Consider the following 17,343-nt stretch of genomic DNA (forward strand, 5'->3'; position numbering starts at 1 on the left):
TGCGCCCACGAGGAAAGGCCAGGCCATGGACGTCCACCACGCCGCAGCCTTCTTGGCCCTCGCCGAGGAACTCCACTTCGGGCGCGCGGCCCAGCGGTTGCGCATGGCCCAGCCTGCCCTCAGCCGGCTCATCAAGGGCCTGGAGAACGACCTTGGCGCTGCCCTGTTCGAACGGAGCACCCGTCACGTGGCCCTGACTCCGGCCGGGGAGGCGCTGGTGGATGTGGCGCGCGAACTGGTCGCCGTCTCCGCCCGCGCCCGGGAGGCCGTCCGCGGGGCGGTGACGGGAGAGACGGGGCTGGTGCGGCTCGGGTTCGCCGGGGCTTCCATCAACCGCAGCGTCGCCCGGCTGGCCCGGGAGGTGCGGGCCCGGTGCCCCGGCGTGCGCCTGGAGCTGCACAGCTCACAGTTCTCGCCGCAGGGCCTGGACCGAGTGGTCAACGGGGACCTCGACCTCTCCCTGGGCCGGTGGGACTTCCTTCCCGCCGAGGTGCGCTCCTACGTGGTGGGCCGGGAGGCCCTGCTCGTGGCGGTCCCGCGCGGACACCGCCTCTCGGGCGCGTCGTCGGTGGCCATGGCGGACCTGCGGGACGAGGACTGGATCATCTTGCCGGGCGGCCCGACGTCCGCGCTGAGCAACCGCCTCCAGAGCCTCGCCCGCGCGGCCGGGTTCGTGCCCCGCATCCGGGAGCACGCGCCGGACTCCTGGACGCAGATCCTGCTGGTGGACGCGGGGGTGGGCGTGGCGCTGACTCTGGACTCCGTGCGGGACAACATCGGCGCCGAGGGGGTCTCCTGGCTGACCCTGGAGCCGGGCGGCGCCCCGCTGGACGTCCGCCTCATCTGGCGGGAACACGACGACAACCAGGCGGTGCAGCGGGTGACCCGCATCGCCGCGTCGCTGTTCCCTCCGCGTGACCCACGGGCCTGAACCGCTCAGTCGTGCGGGTACTCGTACCAGCCCCGCCCCGTCTTGCGGCCGAAGTCCCCGGCTTCGTACTTCTCCTTGATGGATCGGGCCGGCAGCGCGGCGGGGTCGCCCGTCTGCTCGTACTCGGCCAGGCGGATCAGGTAGACGACGTCGATCCCCACCAGGTCCATCAGCTCGAAGGGGCCCATGGGGTGCCCCAGCGCCGTCTTCGCCGCGAGGTCGATGTCCTCGAAGTCGGCGACCCCGCCCTCGTAGAGGTCCAGCGCCTCGCGACGCAGCGCGTTCAGGAGGCGATTGGCCAGGAAGCCGGGGACCTCCCGCTTGAGCTTGACCGGCGTCTTGCCGAGCGACTCGACGAAGGCGCTGGCCGCCTCTACCGTCTCCGGGTCCGTGCCCTCGTGGGGGACGATCTCCACGCACGCCATCACCAGGGCTGGGTTGAAGAAGTGCAGGTTGCACACCTTCCCCGGCCGGCCCGTGGCGTCGGCGACGCGGGAGGAGACGATGTTGGAGGAATTAGTCACGAGCAGGGTGTGTGAAGGGCACACCCGGTCGAGGTCGGCGAAGATGGACCGCTTGACGGAGAGGTCCTCCACTGCGGCCTCGATCACGAGGTCCGCGCTCGCGGCCACTCTGTCGCGGTCCGTTGTGAGGGCGAGCCTGCCCCAGGCCTCGTCGACCGCGCCGCGGTCGCGCCGGCCCTTCTCGACATCCCGGTCCAGCCGCTGCCGGAGCTGCTCGCGCGCCCGGTCGAGCTGCTTCTGCTCGATGTCCACGAGGGACGTGGTGTAGCCGGCCAGGGCCGAGACGGCCGCGATCTGCGAGCCCATGGTGCCAGCTCCGAGGACGACGACGCTGCGGATCTCTTCGGTCATGGTGGTGCCTTCCGTCGATATCGTGCGGGGGTGTCAGCGGTAGTGCGGGGCCCGCTTCTCGAAGAACGCGGTGGTGCCCTCATCCCGCTCGGTGTATGCGTAGAGGATCCCGACTGCGAGCCGTTCGAGGAGGAGGCCGGTCTCCCGATCGGAGTCGAAGGCCCGTTCGAGGACCGTCTTGGCCAGGCGGTTGGCGAGGGGGCCCCGGGCCGCGATGGACCGTGCGGTCTCCTTGGCGCGGTCCATGAGCTCCTCCGGGGTCGTCACGGCCGTCACCAGCCCCATGCGCAGGGCGTCCTCGGCGGGCACCCGTCGGCCGGTCAGGATCATCTCCGTGGCGTTGCCGACCCCCACGAGGCGCGCGAGGCGCTGCGTGCCGCCGGCGGCAGGGAGGATGCCCAGCCCGGTCTCCGGCAGGGCGAACTGGGCGCGGTCGGAGGCGATGCGCACGTCGCAGGCCAGGGCGAGTTCGCAGCCCCCGCCGAAGGCGTAGCCGTTGACGGCGGCCACGGTGGGCGTCTCCATGGCGGAGAGCCGGGCGTAGAGCCCCTGCATCCTCCCCGCCAGGCCGTCGAGGGGCCCGCGCGCCGCGATCTCCCGGATGTCCGCGCCGGCGACGAAGGCCTTGTCCCCGGCTCCCGTGACCACCAGCACGTGGATGTCCTCGCGCCGCTCGACCTCGTCGAGCGCCTCTCGGACGGCCGCCTGGACGGCCTGGTTCATGGCATTGCGGGCGGCGGGGCGATTGATGGTGAGGACGCCGATGCCGTCTTCGGCGGTGAGTAGGACCAGGCGTTCCTTGCCGGCGGTGTCCTGGGTGGGTGTGATCATCGGGGTCCTCCTTGGGACGTGGGTGGGGGTCAGGATGCTGCGCGGGTGGGGAGGCGGGGGGCCTCTCCGGAGTCCTCCACGGGCTCGGGGGGCAGGTCCCCAGGCACCGCAAGCCGGACGACGGCGACGACGGCGGCGGTGAAGGCCAGGCCGAGGAGGGTGACCCAGAGCTGGGGGAGGAACATCATGAACCCGCTGACGGCCAGGGCGGCCCGGGCCCAGACGGGCAGGCGGCGCTCGACGAACGCAAGGTAGCCGCCGAGGGCGCCCGCCACGGCGTAGACGGCCACGACACTGAAGAGGATGGCCAAGAGGATCTCCCCGCCGCTCGCCTGGGCGACGAGGGCCGGGTTGAGGGCGAAGCCGAACGGGACGATGTACTTGACGGCCCCGAGGCGCATGGCCTCGACGCACGTGGCCATCGGGGACGCCTTGGAGATGCCTGCGGCGGCGAACGCCGCGAGGCCGACCGGCGGGGTGATGTAGGACACCGATGCCCAGTAGATGACGAAGAGGTGGGCGGCCAGCGGGTCGATGCCCACCGCGATGACGGCGGGGACCATGACGATGGCCAGGAAGACGTAGGCGGCAGAGATGGTCAGGCCCATGCCGAGGACGAAGCACACGGCCGCGCCGGTGAGGAGCAGGAGGATCGCGTTGTCCCCCACGAGCGCCACGAGGTCGCGGGAGAGGGACAGGGCCACACCCGTGGCGGTGAGGCCGCCGAGGATGAGCCCGACGCCGGCGATGATGCCGATGATCTGGGCGAGGGTACGCCCGCAGTCAACGGCCATGTCCAACCACTGGCGGCGGGACATCTGCACGCGGGGACTGACGGTGGCGATGAGGATGAGCAGCCCCACGACCCAGAACGGCACCTGGGCCTCGGAGTCGAGGACGAAGAGGAGGCCCGTGAGCACCGCGAGGGCGCCGAGGTAGGGCCAGCCCTCCTTGAGGGCGAGGCCAAGGCGCGGCAGGAGGTGGCGGGGCGTGCCCTTGAGGTCGTGGACCGCCGCGTAGGCGTCGATCTGGAGGAAGACGCCGAGGAAGTACAGGAAGGCTGGGATCGTGGCCGCCACGAGGATCGTGGTGTACGGGACACCGACGAACGAGACCATGAGAAAGGCGGCGGTGCCCATGATGGGCGGCGTGATGGAGCCGCCGGAGGAAGCCGTTGCCTCCACGGCGCCGGCGACGCGGGGGGTGAAGCCGGAGCGGATCATGGCGGGGATCGTCATCGGTCCCGTGGTGAGCACATTGGACACGGCGGAGCCGGACATCATGCCCATGGTGGCGGAGGACGCCACGGCCACCTTCGCCGAACCGCCGCGGTAGCGCCCGAAGACGGCCATCGACAGGTTGTGGAAGAAATCGGCTCCGCCGGTGTGCTGCAGCACGGTGCCGAAGAGGAGGAAGCCCACCAGGATGGCCCCCGCCGTCTGGAGGGGCATGCCCAGGATGGACTCGGTCCCCATTGAGTGGACCTGGCCGATGGTGAGGAGCTCGTAGTCGATGCCCTGGAGGATCCCGATGGGGATGCCGCCCGCGATGATCGGGTAGAGGGAGAAGGCGAGGGCCAGCACGGCGACGATCCACCCCGCGGCCCGTCGCAGGATCTCCACGACGAGGGCCCAGAAGACGAGGGAGAGGACGGTGGCCACGGCGGGGGCGTTCCACTCCCACCCATACTCCTGGATGTCCACGCCGTGGGAGGCGAAGTACAGGCAGGAGATGACCGTCAGGACCATGAGGAGCACGTCGTACAGGGGGACGCCCTGGCGAGCGGTCCGCATCCCCTCGGCCTCGATGATCTGGAGGGTGCTCGTGCCGGGCGGAGGCCCGCCGGCAGCGCCGGGAGACTTGCGGGCCCTGCGGCTGAGGGCTGGCGTGACGATAAAGACGATCGGGAGGAAGCACGCCAGGAGCAGGTAGAGGAAAGTGTTCTGGAGGAGCGTAATCCCGCCCAAACGCCAGAAGAAGACCTGGTTCATCGTCACCAGAACCCCCAGGACGGTGAGGACCACCGTGACCGTGGTCCAGAACGGGGTGAGGCGGGGATTGTGGGTTGTGACGGCGTTGATGTCCGCGGCGAGCGACGCGACCGGGGCGCCGTCTGAGGCCCCGGTTCGGGGGGCTGCGGTGGGGGCGAGGTGGCTCATGCGTCCGTCTCCTGGGTGTCGGTGGGGGCGGCGTCCGTCTCGGGGAGGTCGTTGATCGGGGGGAGCTCGGGGAGGTTCTCCTGCTTCCAGTCGAACCAGTGCTTCGGAGCACCGTCCTCCTTCCCATGGGCCTCCCGGAAGCCGGGCCAGGCCTCCTTGAGTCGACCCTCGCGGTCCAGGAGGGCCTCATGGCGGGCCTGGAGCCCGGGCGTCCACACCCCCTTCTCCTTGAAGAACGCGACCGCCCCGTCGTGAAAGGGGACGACCATCGGGGTGAGCATGATCTTGTCCAGGGCGAACATCTTGGTGTCGCGGGTGGCGGATTTGTAACGGTCGAAGTTGTCGTGGATCTGCGTCACCAACTCCTGCACTTCGTCGGAGGACCGGGAGGAGAGGGCCGTCAGGGGGATTGAGTACTGCATGTTCACGGCGGACTCGCCCTCGGCCATGCCGGCCCCACCGCTGAAGCGGCCCGGGCGGGCGATGGGGGCGAGCCGCTTCCAGGAGGCGAAGCGGGCCGGGTCGTCACTGCTGAGATCGAGCCAGCGGATGGGGTACTGGGAGGCGAGCTCCTCGACGTTCGAGCCGACCACGTTCTGGTAGAGCGCGTCCAGCTGGCCCGTCTTCATGGCCTCCACCTGGCCCGCGTAGCTCACGTTCACCAGGTTCGTGTCGCTGCGGGTGAGGCCGCCGTAGTTGAGGAAGGCCTCGAGCTTGCGGTTGATGGAGGTAGCACCCACCAGGTTTGGATAGTTGCGGCCCCGGAGGTCCTCGACGGTCTCGATCCCGCTGTCCTTGCGCACCAGCACCCCATAGTTGCCCTGCGGGCTCCACACCTGGCGCACCGACTGGGGTCCCCACTGCGGGGAGCAGAACTCGTCGTCCCCCTCGAACGCGTAGAAGTACTCGTCGCCGGAGCGGGCGAGGTCCGCGGTGCCGTTGATGAGGGGGCCATACGGCCCATGCCGGTGGACGAGGTCATAAGGCGGACCTGGCGGCGGTTGACCTGGGTGAGCGTGTTGGCCACGGCGGCGAGGTCGTTGTAGGTGCCGGTGCCGACGCCGTACGTCGACCATACGGACTGCTGGCTGCCGTCGGTCGGCGCGCAGCCGGTGAGGGCGCCCAGCGTCGCCGTGGCGCTGGTGCCGAGGAGGAAACCACGTCGAGACAGGGGCATGCGGGTGATCCGTTCACTGCGGGAGTTGGGGATGGGTGCCATTCATGCATACAAGACGTGAGGCGCGCCACATTCAACGGAGATTGATGTGAAATGAGAATGACTGCCGGGGTCTGGGCGCATCGCCCGCGGGGCGGGGGCGTTGTCCCGGGGGATAGGGCCATCACACTGACTCCCCCCGGGGCCGTGCGCAGACGCTGTCAACTTCGCCGTACCCAGATCCAGGCACCTTGTCCACAGGAGTTGTCCACAGATGTGGAGGGTGTGGACGACGGTGTGGATAGGCGTGTACCAGGCGGTGTGATGATGGTGCACACGAGGGTGCTGTCAAGTCCCGTGGCCGGGGCGAAAGGGGAGTGGAGAATCTTCCTCCACAGCGCTGGGGATCGCATCATCCCAGGTCAGAGGCGGATTCTAGGAGTGGCCGAGCGGTTGTCCCCAGCGTGGTCCCCAGGCGATCCACACGACACGCCGCCGAATCCACACGTTGTCCACAAGGCCTGTGGGAAACGCGGTTGCCCAGCCTCCACGGCGCGCGTAGTGTCGCGTGGTATCCCCAACGCGAGGGCGGGTATTGGCCGCAGGTGACCACTGACAGGCGCGCATCCGCTCAGACCGTCGCCCCGGGGACCGTCGCACCGTCCGCCTGCAGGAGGGCGCGGCGGCACGGGCGGTGACAACAGAGGAATCAGGGCCGGGAAGACCGGCGAGGGCCGCCGTCGTGCGGGCTGTGGGAAGGGAGTCTCCGGACGTTGACTGAGAACTACGGAGACTCGGGCTCCTACGACGGCGGCCGTTCCTCTGAACGCTTCCTGCCGCCCCAGGACCTGGAGGCGGAGCGCTCGGTGCTGGGCGGCATGATGCTCTCCAAGGACGCGATCGCGGACGTGGTGGAGCTGCTGCGCGGCCACGACTTCTACCGGCCGAGCCACGAGATGATCTACGAGGCGATCATCGACCTCTACGGCCGCGGTGAGCCCGCGGACGCCGTCACCGTGGCGGACCTGCTGAACAAGCGCCAGGAGCTCAGCCGCGTGGGCGGCCCCGCCGTGCTGCACGAGCTGATCCAGTCCGTGCCCACCGCCGCCAACGCGAGCTTCTACGCGGAGATCGTGGCGGAGAAGGCCGTCCTGCGGCGCCTCGTCACCGCCGGCACCAAGATCACCCAGCTGGGGTATCAGGGCGACGGCGAGGTCGAGGAGATCGTCAACGAGGCGCAGTCCGAGATCTACAAGGTGGCGGAGAACCGCCAGTCCGAGGACTACGTGCGCCTCGCAGAGATCATGGAGCACGCCGTCGACGAGATCGAGGCGGCCGGCAACCAGGGAGAGGGCCTGACGGGCGTCCCCACCGACTTCTACGACTTCGACGAGCTGACGCAGGGCCTGCACGGCGGGCAGATGATCGTGATCGCGGCGCGCCCCGCCGTCGGCAAGTCCACGCTCGCGCTCGACTTCGCGCGAGCCGCGGCCATCCACCACAACATGGCCACCGTGTTCTTCAGCCTCGAGATGGGCAAGAACGAGATCGCCATGAGGCTCTTGAGCGCCGAGGCGACGATCGCGCTGCAGGACCTGCGCAAGGGCACCATCCGGGACGACCAGTGGTCCAAGATCGCGGCGACCGTGGGGCGACTGAACGAGGCGCCGTTCTTCATCGACGACTCCCCGAACATGACCATGATGGAGATCCGCGCCAAGTGCCGGCGGCTCAAGCAGAAGAACAACCTCAAGATGGTGGTGCTCGACTACCTGCAGCTCATGAGCTCGGGCAAGAAGGTCGAGTCCCGTCAGCAGGAGGTCGCCGAGTTCTCCCGTGCCCTGAAGCTGCTGGCCAAGGAGCTCGACGTGCCGGTGATCGCGTTGAGCCAGTTGAACCGTGGGTCCGAGCAGCGCACGGACAAGCGCCCGCAGGTGTCCGACCTGCGCGAGTCCGGCTCGATCGAGCAGGACGCGGACATGGTGATCCTTCTCCACCGCGAGGACGTGTACGACAAGGAGTCCCCGCGCGCCGGCGAGGCGGACCTGATCGTGGCCAAGCACCGCAACGGGCCCACGAAGACCATTGTGGTGGGGTTCCAGGGGCACTACTCGCGGTTCTCGAACCTGGCGAGTGATGCGGGTGGTGGCCCGGGCGGGTTCTGAGAGAGGCCCCATACTGACACTCTCACTTACACTTTGTCACTATGAAATGGTCCTCTGACGATCTGCTTGCCACTCTGGAGGCTCTACGTGTGCGGCGCGGCGACACCACGAACGTGGAGGTCAAGCGCGCCGCCGGGGGAGTGCCCCAGCTCGCCGAGACCCTCTGCGCCTTCGCCAACATGCCAGAGGGCGGCACCATCATTCTTGGAGTCGATGAGGCGAGAGGCGCTTTTAACGTCACAGGGGTGGTTGACGTGGCCCTCCTGGAGGCCGGTGTCGCAGCCCAGGCACGTGAAGGAGTGACGCCGAGCCCTCAGATCATCCCGCAGACCTTGCAGTTGGACGAGCGACAGGTGTTGCTCATCCACGTCGTGCCGCTGAGGACGGCGGACAAGCCGGCAACGGTGCAGGGCGTCGCCTATCTGCGCCAGTCCGACGGCGACTACCGGATGCATGAGCACGAGCTGCGGATGTTGGAGGTCGCCAAGCTCCATGCGGACGAGCGGGTTGACTACGAGTTGAAGGTGGCCACCGGCCTCGGCGAGCAGGACCTCGTTTCCTCGCTGGTGGACGAGTATGTCGCGGCTGTCCGCCGGAAGAACCGGCGGCTCCGAGACCGTACCAGCGAGGAGATCCTGCGGCAGACGAGCGTCCTGACGAGTTCTGGTGAACCCACGCTCGCGGGTCTCTATGCTCTTGGAGACTTTCCACAGGGACGTTTCCCGGGCCTGACGGTCACGGCTGCCGTCCAGCTCCCCGGCGGTGAGTGGCAGCCGCGCAACCGGAACCTTGAGGACTTTGTGGGGCCACTGCCGGACCTGCTGAGCGACCTGATGGCCTGGGTCAGTGACAACATCGACACTGTGCGGCGGTATCGCCGGGACGGCCACATGGAAGAGGTGGCGGAGCTGCCGCTCACTGCCGTGCGTGAGCTGCTGGCCAACGCCCTCGTCCACCGCGATCTCGGGCCCAGCACTCTGGGGATGGGGAAGGGCGTCCAGGTCCGTCTCACGCCGAGGAACCTCTTCATCCAGAATCCCGGCGGTCTGCAGGGGCTGTCATTGACACAGCTTCAGAGTGACGACCATGCTCAGGCTGCTGTCAATCAGCGTCTCTATCAGATCGCCAAGAAACTCACGACGTCGGACGGGGCCTCGCTCATCGAAGGTGAAGGTGGAGGAATCCGAGAGGTGTTCCGTGCAGCAGAACGACAGGGCCTGCCACGGCCCCAGCTCATTGACACTGGAGTGCAGTTCAAGGCCATTCTGTGGCGTGCCGCGGACAGGAACGCTCGCGCCGGCGTCGAGGATGCGAAGGGTGCCTCCGCGGTGGAGACGGCAGTGCCGCGGGCCGTTCAAGCGAGCACCAGCCCCACCCGTCACGAGCATGCCGTGCTGGCTGCTCTGGTGAGGATGCCCGACGGAGCAACGTTGCGTGCCCTGACGAGCGTGACAGGTTTGACCGATCGCCAGGTGCGGTACGCGCTTCGGCTCCCCCTGGATGAAGGGATCGTGGTGATGGACGGGGGCCAGGGAAATCGCCAGACTGCCTACCGCCTCATGAGTGACAGTCGGCGGCCTTGACTCACATTTCAGGTCGCGGGCCCGGAAGCCAGCGCGTGTGTGGGTACTCCGTGAACTCTTCATGGACCATCGCAGGCGGGTCTGCCATGAGTTTGCTTGACACGAGTTATCAGGCGGCGGCAGCCGCCTGGACTGATTGAACCATCTCGAACTCGACAGGGGTGAGCTTCCCGAGACGGGCCTGCCTACGACGGCGGTGATAGGTCCGCTCGATCCAGCTCACGATCGCGAGCCGGAGCTGGTCGAAGGACTGCCAGCGACGCCGGTTCAGCACGTTCTTCTGCAACAGCGCGAAGAAGGATTCCATTGCCGCGTTGTCCCCAGCAGCACCGACCCTGCCCATCGACCCGACCAGGCCGTTGACCCGGAGCGTCTCCACGAACCGCCTGGCTCGAAATTGCGATCCTCGATCCGAATGCACCCGGCAACCCTGCACCTCGGCCTTGCCTCCACGCCGGGCCAGAGCCATCTGCAGGGCATCCACGGCCAGCTGCGAGCTCATCCGCCGATTGATCGAGTAGCCCACGATCCGGTTCGAGAACACGTCCTTGACCGCGCAGAGATAGAGCTTGGAATCCCCGGCCCAATGCTCTGAGATGTCCGTGAGCCACAGCTGGTTCGGCTTCTCAGCGCGGAACTCACGACGAACCAGATCATCATGAACGGCAGGGCCAGGACGCTTGCCCGAGCCGCGACGGATCGAGTGGCAGCAGCGGACCTTCACGAGCCGACAGGCCTTCAACACCTGATGGTCTGACACGGCCAGGCCACGGCCGCGGAGCTCATCAGCCAGGAACCGGTATCCGAACTCCGGGTCATCGGCATGGGCATCGAGGACGGCGTTGGCGGCATGCGCGTCGGACCATTCCCGCTCGCTGACAGGTTCGGCCAGCCACTGGTAGTAGGCCTGACGGGAGAACCCGAGGACCCGGCAGGAGAGTTTCACGGGAATCCCGTCGCGGGCCAGGTCCTTCACGACGGGATAGGTCATTTTGGGGACTGACCCAATTTCAGGTTCGCCTGGGACAGATACGCGGCCGCACGCCGTAGGACCTCGTTCTCCATCTCCAACCCGCGGTTGCGGCGCTTGAGAGCCTTCAGCTCCTCGTTCTCAGCCTTGGTGATGCCGGGCCGGATCCCGGCCTCGACATCATCCTGGGCCAGCCAGCGCCGTAGGCAGGACTCGGCGATGCCGAAGTCCTTAGCGACCTGCGCGATCGGCATCTGACCCTTACGGGCGATCGCGACCACGTCCTGGCGGAACTCTCGGGGGTATGCAGCGGGCATGGGGTCATCCTTCCAGCAGTCCCTCCCGGGACCACAGACCAGATGTCAACCAAACTCACGGCAGACCCGGGGTCCTTCTGGAGGGGCCGGGTCGGCCCGGACCGGCCCGGGGCGCACGGGGCGCACGGGGCCGGCCGGACCGGCCTACGGATCGGACGGCTCAGCTCTGGGCCGACTCGACGTCCTCGTCGACCCAGTCGCGGGAGCGTTCCACGGCCTTCTTCCACAGCCGCAGGGCGCGCTCAGCCTCCTCCTCGTCCATGGTGGGCTCCCAGCGCTTGTCCTCTTCCCAGTTGGCCACGAGCTCGTCCTGGGACGCCCAGAACCCCACCGCCAGGCCTGCGGCGTAGGCGGCGCCGAGAGCGGTGGTCTCGATGACCTTGGGGCGCACGACGGGCACGCGCAGCAGGTCCGCCTGGAACTGCATGAGCAGCTCGTTGGCGACCATGCCACCGTCGACCTTCAGTTCGGTGAGGTCCACGCCGGAGTCCGCGTTCATGGCGTCCAGGACCTCGCGGCTCTGGAAGGCGGTGGCCTCGAGCGCCGCGCGGGCGATGTGCCCCTTGTTGACGTAACGGGTCATGCCCACCATGGCGCCGCGGGCCGCGGCGTCCCAGTGCGGGGCGAAGAGGCCGGAGAACGCGGGGACGAAGTACACGCCGCCGTTGTCCTCCACGCCGGCGGCCAGGGTCTCGACCTCCGGGGCGCTGCCGATCATCCCGAGGTTGTCCCGCAGCCACTGGATCAGCGAGCCGGTGACGGCGATCGAGCCCTCCAGCGCGTACACCGGCTTCTGGTCGCCAATGCGGTACGCCACCGTGGTGAGCAGGCCGTTGTCCGAGTGCACCGGCTCCTCGCCGGTGTTGATCAGCATGAAGTTGCCGGTGCCGTACGTGTTCTTGGCCTGGCCGACCTCGAAGCACGCCTGGCCGAAGGTCGCCGCGTGCTGGTCGCCCAGGATGCCGGTGATCGGCGTCTCGCGCAGCAGCTGCTGGCCGGATACGGTGCCCACCTCGGCGGAGGAGCTGACGATCTCCGGAAGCATGGACATCGGGATGCCCATGTCCGCGCAGATCTCCTCGTTCCAGTCGAGGGTGTCCAGGTTCATCAGCATGGTGCGGGAGGCGTTGGTGACGTCGGTGACGTGCCGGCCGCCCTCGCCGCCGCCGGTGAGATTCCACACGAGCCACGAGTCCGTGGTGCCGAAGATGAGGTCGCCGTTCTCGGCGGCCTCCCGGGCACCGTCCACGTTCTCCAGAATCCAGGCCACCTTGGGGCCGGAGAAGTACGTGGCCAGGGGCAGCCCGACGCGCTCCTTGTAGCGGTCCGCGCCGACGTCGCCGGCGAGGCGCTCGCAGAGGCGGTCGGTGCGGGTGTCCTGCCACACGATGGCGTTGTACACCGGCCTGCCGGTCCTGCGGTCCCACACCACGGTGGTCTCACGCTGGTTGGTGATGCCCACGGCGGCGACGTCGTGCCGGGTCACCTCGGCGCGGGCCAGGGCCTCGCCGATGACCTCGCGGGTGTTCGTCCAGATCTCCACCGGGTCGTGCTCCACCCAGCCGGCGCGCGGGAAGATCTGCTCGTGCTCGCGCTGACCAGTGGACACGATGGCGCCACTGTGGTCGAAGAGGATCGCGCGCGTGGACGTGGTGCCCTGGTCGATGGCCATCACGTAGCGGGGGGTGGTCATGTCCTACTCCTTCGGAGGGGGTAACGGGGGGTGGCGGGCGGGTGGACTGCTCAGAGGGACGGGCTGCTCAGACGAACAGAGGCGCGGCGAGGCCCGCCAGGACGGCGCCGACGAGCGGGCCGACGATCGGCACCCAGGCGTAGCCCCAGTCCGAGCCGCCCTTGTGCCGGATCGGCGCGACGGCGTGGAACAGGCGGGGGCCCAGGTCGCGCGCCGGGTTGATGGCGTACCCCGTGGGGCCGCCCAGGCTCGCGCCGATCGCGACGACGAGCAGGGCCACCGCGAGCGGGCCGAGCCCGGAGGGGGTGGAGCCGAAGAGCAGGATCACGAACACCAGGACGAACGTGGCGATCAGCTCGGTGACCATGTTCCACAGCGGGTTGCGGATCTCGGGACCTGTGGCGAACGTGCCCAGGATCGCGCCCTGGTCCGTCTCCGCCTGGTAGTGGTCGCGGTAGGCCAGCCAGGCCAGGGCCGCGCCGAGGAAGGCGCCGATCAGCTGCGCCGCGAAGTACGCGAGCGTGGTGCCGAGGGTCACGGCGATGCCGGGGGCGTACTCCTCGGCGCCGCTGGCGAGCAGGCCGACGGTCACGGCGGGGTTCAGGTGCGCACCGGTCGCGGCAGCGACGTAGACGCCCGCGAAGACGCCCAGCCCCCAGCCGAAGCTGATGAGCAGCCAGCCTCCGCCGTTGCCCTTGGTCTTCGTCAGGACGACGTTGGCGACGACGCCGACGCCGAGCAGGAGGAGGATCGCCGTGCCGGCGATCTCATACAGGAAGATCGTGCCCATGGACGGGCTCCTTTCAGGGGGTGGGGGCGGCGTCGGCGGCCGCGAGCGCGGCGGCGGCGGTGACGTCGTCGTGGGCGGTCTCGCCGCGGAGGCGTGCGGCGACGAGGTTCTTGTACGCCCGGATCTCACCGGCGATGCGCTCTTCATCCCAGCCCAGCTCGGGGGCCACGAGGGACGCGATCTCCTCGGCCGCCGCGACGCCGCGGTCGCGGACCTCGGTGGACAGGCGCGTGCGGCGCTCGATGACGTCGTCTAGGTGGACGACGCCCTCGGCTCGGGCCGCGTAGACGATCTCGGCGCGCAGGTAGCGCGGCGCCTCGGCGAGAGGGACGCTCAGGGACGGGTCGGCGTCGATCAGGTCGAGCACGTGGCGCAGCACGGTGCCGTAGCGGAACAGGAGCCGGTCCACGCGGGCCTCGTCCAGGCCGTAGTCGGCGGCGATGCGGTCCGCCTCCGCCTCGATCTCCGAGTAGCCGAGGCCGCCGAGCACGGGGATGCGCTCGGTGAGGCTGGGACGGGTCGGGTGGGTCTCGCGCACCACGAAGTCCACGACGTCCTCGGCCATGGCCCGGTACGTGGTCCACTTGCCGCCGGCCACGGCGGTGAGGCCGGGGGCCACCTCGGTGACGGTGTGCTCACGGGAGATCTTGGTGGAGCCGCCGTCGGATCCGGTGACCGGCTGCAGGAGCGGGCGCAGGCCGGCGTACGTGGCGATCACGTCGTCGCGCGTGAGGTCCTCCTTCAGCACCGCGTTGGCGTGCTCGAGGATGTAGTCGATGTCGTCCGCGGTGGTGGCCGGATGGGCCACGTCCTCCGCCCACGGGGTGTCCGTGGTGCCGATCACCCAGTACTCGTCCCACGGGATGAGGAACAGCACGGACTTCTCCGTCTTGGTGATCACGCCGGTGGCGGCGTCGGCGCGGATGCGGTCGCGGGGCACGGTGATGTGGGCGCCCTTGGAGGCGAGCACCTCGAGGCCGCCGTCGGCCTCGGCCAGCTCCTGCTGCTCCTGGGTCCAGACGCCCCCGGCCAGGATGACGGCGCGCGCGTGCACGTCGAACTCCTCGCCGGAGGTCTCCTCGCGGACACGCACGCCCTGCACACGGCCGTCGTCGCCGCGCAGGTAGTCGGTGACGGCGGTGTAGTTGGCGGCCACGGCGCCGTGGTCCACGGCGGAGCGCACGAGCATCATGGCCAGGCGGGCGTCGTCGAACTGGGCGTCGGCGTACTCGACCGCGCCGACGATCTTCTCGTCGTCGAGGGAGGGGAAGGTCGCGGCCATGGAGCGGCGGCTGAGATGGCGGTGCGCGCCCATCGCGCGGCGGCGGCCGAGCGACTGCATGGCGTCGTACATGGTGACGCCGGCGCCGATGAAGCCGCGGTCGATCACCTTGTGGAAGAACGGGAAGACGAAGCGCAGGGGACGCACCAGGTGGGGCGCGGTCTGGGTGAGCAGCAGGTCGCGCTCCCGCAGCGCCTCGTACACCAGCTTGACGTCCAGCATCTCGAGGTAGCGCAGGCCACCGTGCATGAGGCGGGAGGAGCGGGACGAGGTCCCGGAGGCCCAGTCGCGGGCCTCGACGATGCCCACGTCGAGGCCGCGGGTGGCCGCGTCGAACGCGGCGCCCACGCCGGTGGAGCCGCCGCCCACGACCAGGATGTCGAGGGGGGCCTCCGGGCTGGTGGCCCGGAGGCGGGCGAGGTGGTCCTCCCGCGTGGCGGCGGAGAGGGGGACGGTTCGCAGGGTCGGCATGGGGGTTGCTCCTTTATCAGTGGAAGCACAGTGTAGTGGCGTGGCTCACGATACCCAGTATCAGCACGAGCCGAGGTCCATGATGTCACTCCCGGGCCGCGGGTATGCACGCGTCGGGTACGGTCTCGCGGAACCCGAGCCGCTCGAACAGCGGCACGTCGGCGCGCGTGGAGGTGGCCCGTCTCGCACGGTCCCCGGACTGTGGCACCTCACCCTGTTCCGCTGGAACGAGGGCGGAGCGCCTCGGGTGACGCGTGCCCTCGGGTGAGGCCCCGCCCCTACACTCCGACCATGGACATCACCGTCGGCGCCGTCGGCCGCGCCTCGCTCTCGGACTGGGAGCAGGAATGCTGCGGTGACTCGATCGCCGTGGGGGAAGTCCACGAGCTGATCCTGCTGCCCTCCCGGGGAGTGAGTCAGGCTGGGCCCCTGGCCTCTGCAGGCTGGGTCGTCACCCATCACGACGACGGCAGCCCCGCCGGGTCGATCCCGTTGCGTCGTGTGCGGGCCGTGGTGAGGGCGGCACACGAGGTGTGGCCCTCGGGGCGGCTCGCCGAGATCGACCGCGTCCCCGGCCACGCTGACCTGACGATCCTTGAGCCAGAGGAGGCCACCGGCCTCGGCTTGGGGGAGGTCGTCTACGTCGGCGCCTACGAGCCGGTGCTCCCCGAGACTCCCCGCCCTGACGAGTGGCTTCTCGACCTGGAGATCCTCGAGGACCTCGGTCCGCACACCTGGTGAGCCTCGCGAGTCCACCCCCTCACGGTCTCGAGCTGCATGGGGTGAGCGTAGAAGTCCGTTCGGCGGCACGGATTGCGCCCGACACGCCGACCTCGGTGCGCATGGATGCGAACGTTCACATCACCGCATCCCCACGCCTCTCCACGATGCGCACGTGGGGGATTTCTCTTTCGCCACGGGGTCCTAGGCGGTTCTTCCGGAGCTGACGTTGCCTTCGCCGTCATAGATGGCCCCTCACCCCCCGGTCGCTCGCGAGCATCGCGTAGACGAGGGTGTCCGTCCACTCGCCCTTGCTCCACAGGTCCTGCCGGTGGTGTGCCTCTCGACGCATCCCGAGCATCTCGGCCAGTCGGGCGGACGCCGTGTTGCGGGCATCCATCTGTGCCACTACCCGGTGCAGGCCAGACGTCTCGAACCCCAGGTCCAGCAGCGCAGCCGCGGCCTCCCGGGCGAAGCCTTGACCGGCATGTCGCGGATCCAGTGCCCAGCCGATCTCCGCGACACCGCGCTCGCGGTCCGTCAGCCACAGGATCACGTCACCCACGGGGACGCCCGCGTGCTCCACCACCAGGGACGCCGCCCCGGACGGGCCGCCGAGGTCGTCCCACGTGATCCGCTTGGCCAGCTTCGCCCGCGCGGTCGCCTCGTCCCAGGGCTCGTCCAGCAGGTGGCGCACCACCTCGGGCTGCGTGTACATCTCCTGCAACCAGCCGAAGTCGTCCTCCCGGTGCGGCCGCAGCGTCAGCCGCGCGGTGGGCAACGGCCAGTCAGGGGCGCGGCCGCCCGCAGCCGCGCCCTCCTTGCGCCCCGCCGGAGGCGGGGCGTCGACGTCGGCGGGGACCGGCGTCGTCGTGCCGGACGCCCAGTCCTGGCGCAACATTGCGTAGGCCACGGACGCGAGCGGCTCGCCGCCGTCCACGGGCCAGCCGCGCCGGTAGTGCGCCTCCTTGACCCAGCCGGCCCGGCGGAAGGTGCGCAGCATGGGGACGTTGTCCTCGCGGGTCTGGCCCTCGAAGCGGTCCACCGCGGGCATCGTCTCGAAGACGTGCCGGGTGAGCGCGGTGAGGATCTGCGCGCCGAGCCCGCGCCCGCGGAACCGCTCCGCCACGCGCAGGTCGAACAAGGGGGTGGGGTCCGTGAGGTCCTCCAGGCGCACCACGCCGACGCGGCCGTGCTCGGGATGCTCGATCCAGAAGGTGCGGTGGTCCTCATCCTCCCAGGCGCCGCCATCGACGGCCTTCTCCGCCTCCGGCCGGGTGACGCGCGGGCGCGTGTGGAACGGCCACGCGTTCTCGGTGAGCAGGGCGACGAGCGCGTCCCGGTCGGCGCCTGCCGGGTCGAGCGGAGTGAAGGTGACGTCCATGGGGCCGAGAGTAGGG

General features: G+C 69.4%; 12 protein-coding genes and 1 pseudogene. 4 read left to right on the forward strand and 9 right to left on the reverse strand.

The window, feature by feature from the left end:
* The first annotated feature begins 25 nt into the window (after window positions 1–25).
* Window positions 26–931: a LysR family transcriptional regulator gene (locus tag POD19_RS03375; protein WP_098471018.1), complete on the forward strand. Its 906-nt coding sequence runs from the start codon at window positions 26–28 to the stop codon at window positions 929–931.
* 5 nt (window positions 932–936) lie between these two features.
* On the opposite strand, the gene POD19_RS03380 is transcribed toward POD19_RS03375, so the two are convergent.
* The 4 genes from POD19_RS03380 to POD19_RS03395 are packed head-to-tail and all read right to left on the reverse strand — an operon-like array spanning window position 937 to window position 5,872.
* Window positions 937–1,806: a 3-hydroxyacyl-CoA dehydrogenase family protein gene (locus tag POD19_RS03380; RefSeq protein WP_340309304.1), complete on the reverse strand. Its 870-nt coding sequence runs from the start codon at window positions 1,804–1,806 to the stop codon at window positions 937–939.
* Between the two features lie 33 nt (window positions 1,807–1,839).
* Entirely contained in the window at window positions 1,840–2,637 is a 798-nt protein-coding gene (locus POD19_RS03385; RefSeq protein WP_020624928.1) for an enoyl-CoA hydratase/isomerase family protein, read from the reverse strand.
* A 29-nt stretch (window positions 2,638–2,666) separates the two neighbouring features.
* A complete protein-coding gene (locus tag POD19_RS03390; protein WP_340309305.1) occupies window positions 2,667–4,796 on the reverse strand; it encodes a TRAP transporter permease in 2,130 nt (709 codons plus the stop codon).
* Entirely contained in the window at window positions 4,793–5,872 is a 1,080-nt protein-coding gene (locus POD19_RS03395; RefSeq protein WP_340309306.1) for a TAXI family TRAP transporter solute-binding subunit, read from the reverse strand. The genes POD19_RS03390 and POD19_RS03395 overlap by 4 nt, the downstream gene beginning before the upstream one ends.
* An 853-nt stretch (window positions 5,873–6,725) precedes the next feature.
* Here POD19_RS03395 and dnaB point away from each other — a divergent pair.
* Both dnaB and POD19_RS03405 read left to right on the forward strand, forming a co-directional pair.
* Window positions 6,726–8,117 (forward strand): replicative DNA helicase, encoded by a 1,392-nt coding sequence (gene dnaB / locus POD19_RS03400; RefSeq protein ID WP_044659833.1) that lies wholly within the window; start codon window positions 6,726–6,728, stop codon window positions 8,115–8,117.
* 41 nt (window positions 8,118–8,158) lie between these two features.
* A complete protein-coding gene (locus POD19_RS03405) occupies window positions 8,159–9,700 on the forward strand; it encodes an ATP-binding protein (protein ID WP_340309307.1) in 1,542 nt (513 codons plus the stop codon).
* A gap of 109 nt (window positions 9,701–9,809) precedes the next feature.
* On the opposite strand, the pseudogene POD19_RS03410 reads toward POD19_RS03405, so the two are convergent.
* The 4 genes and pseudogenes from POD19_RS03410 to POD19_RS03425 all read right to left on the reverse strand — a co-directional run bounded on the left by POD19_RS03410 (window position 9,810) and on the right by POD19_RS03425 (window position 15,223).
* Window positions 9,810–10,987 (reverse strand): annotated as a pseudogene (locus POD19_RS03410) (IS3 family transposase).
* A 160-nt stretch (window positions 10,988–11,147) separates the two neighbouring features.
* Window positions 11,148–12,680 carry a glycerol kinase GlpK gene (glpK, locus tag POD19_RS03415; RefSeq protein ID WP_340309308.1) on the reverse strand — a complete coding sequence of 511 codons (1,533 nt, stop codon included), beginning with the start codon at window positions 12,678–12,680 and terminating at the stop codon, window positions 11,148–11,150.
* Between the two features lie 67 nt (window positions 12,681–12,747).
* A complete protein-coding gene (locus POD19_RS03420; RefSeq protein WP_340309309.1) occupies window positions 12,748–13,470 on the reverse strand; it encodes an MIP/aquaporin family protein in 723 nt (240 codons plus the stop codon).
* Window positions 13,471–13,483: 13 nt separating this feature from the next.
* Window positions 13,484–15,223: a glycerol-3-phosphate dehydrogenase/oxidase gene (locus POD19_RS03425; protein WP_340309310.1), complete on the reverse strand. Its 1,740-nt coding sequence runs from the start codon at window positions 15,221–15,223 to the stop codon at window positions 13,484–13,486.
* 291 nt (window positions 15,224–15,514) lie between these two features.
* Between POD19_RS03425 and POD19_RS03430 the strand changes: the two genes are divergently transcribed.
* Window positions 15,515–15,964, forward strand: a complete 450-nt coding sequence (locus POD19_RS03430; protein ID WP_043275869.1) for a hypothetical protein — start codon at window positions 15,515–15,517, stop codon at window positions 15,962–15,964.
* A 220-nt stretch (window positions 15,965–16,184) separates the two neighbouring features.
* Here POD19_RS03430 and POD19_RS03435 read toward each other — a convergent pair whose 3' ends face one another.
* Window positions 16,185–17,327 (reverse strand): GNAT family N-acetyltransferase, encoded by a 1,143-nt coding sequence (locus POD19_RS03435; protein ID WP_340309311.1) that lies wholly within the window; start codon window positions 17,325–17,327, stop codon window positions 16,185–16,187.
* Between the last annotated feature and the right edge of the window lie 16 nt (window positions 17,328–17,343).

Origin of the sequence: Micrococcus sp. GPGPB33 (assembly GCF_037853785.1) — a bacterium.
Classification (GTDB): domain Bacteria; phylum Actinomycetota; class Actinomycetes; order Actinomycetales; family Micrococcaceae; genus Micrococcus; species Micrococcus luteus.

Excerpts from the sequence above, each read along its gene's own strand:
- POD19_RS03375 (WP_098471018.1), top strand. The coding sequence starts at position 26 with ATGGACGTCCACCACGCCGCAGCCTTCTTGGCCCTCGCCGAGGAACTC.
- POD19_RS03380 (WP_340309304.1), bottom strand. The coding sequence starts at position 1,806 with ATGACCGAAGAGATCCGCAGCGTCGTCGTCCTCGGAGCTGGCACCATG.
- POD19_RS03385 (WP_020624928.1), bottom strand. The coding sequence starts at position 2,637 with ATGATCACACCCACCCAGGACACCGCCGGCAAGGAACGCCTGGTCCTA.
- POD19_RS03390 (WP_340309305.1), bottom strand. The coding sequence starts at position 4,796 with ATGAGCCACCTCGCCCCCACCGCAGCCCCCCGAACCGGGGCCTCAGAC.
- POD19_RS03395 (WP_340309306.1), bottom strand. The coding sequence starts at position 5,872 with ATGGTCGACGTACGGCGTCGGCACCGGCACCTACAACGACCTCGCCGC.
- POD19_RS03405 (WP_340309307.1), top strand. The coding sequence starts at position 8,159 with ATGAAATGGTCCTCTGACGATCTGCTTGCCACTCTGGAGGCTCTACGT.
- glpK (WP_340309308.1), bottom strand. The coding sequence starts at position 12,680 with ATGACCACCCCCCGCTACGTGATGGCCATCGACCAGGGCACCACGTCC.
- POD19_RS03420 (WP_340309309.1), bottom strand. The coding sequence starts at position 13,470 with ATGGGCACGATCTTCCTGTATGAGATCGCCGGCACGGCGATCCTCCTC.
- POD19_RS03425 (WP_340309310.1), bottom strand. The coding sequence starts at position 15,223 with ATGCCGACCCTGCGAACCGTCCCCCTCTCCGCCGCCACGCGGGAGGAC.
- POD19_RS03430 (WP_043275869.1), top strand. The coding sequence starts at position 15,515 with ATGGACATCACCGTCGGCGCCGTCGGCCGCGCCTCGCTCTCGGACTGG.
- POD19_RS03435 (WP_340309311.1), bottom strand. The coding sequence starts at position 17,327 with ATGGACGTCACCTTCACTCCGCTCGACCCGGCAGGCGCCGACCGGGAC.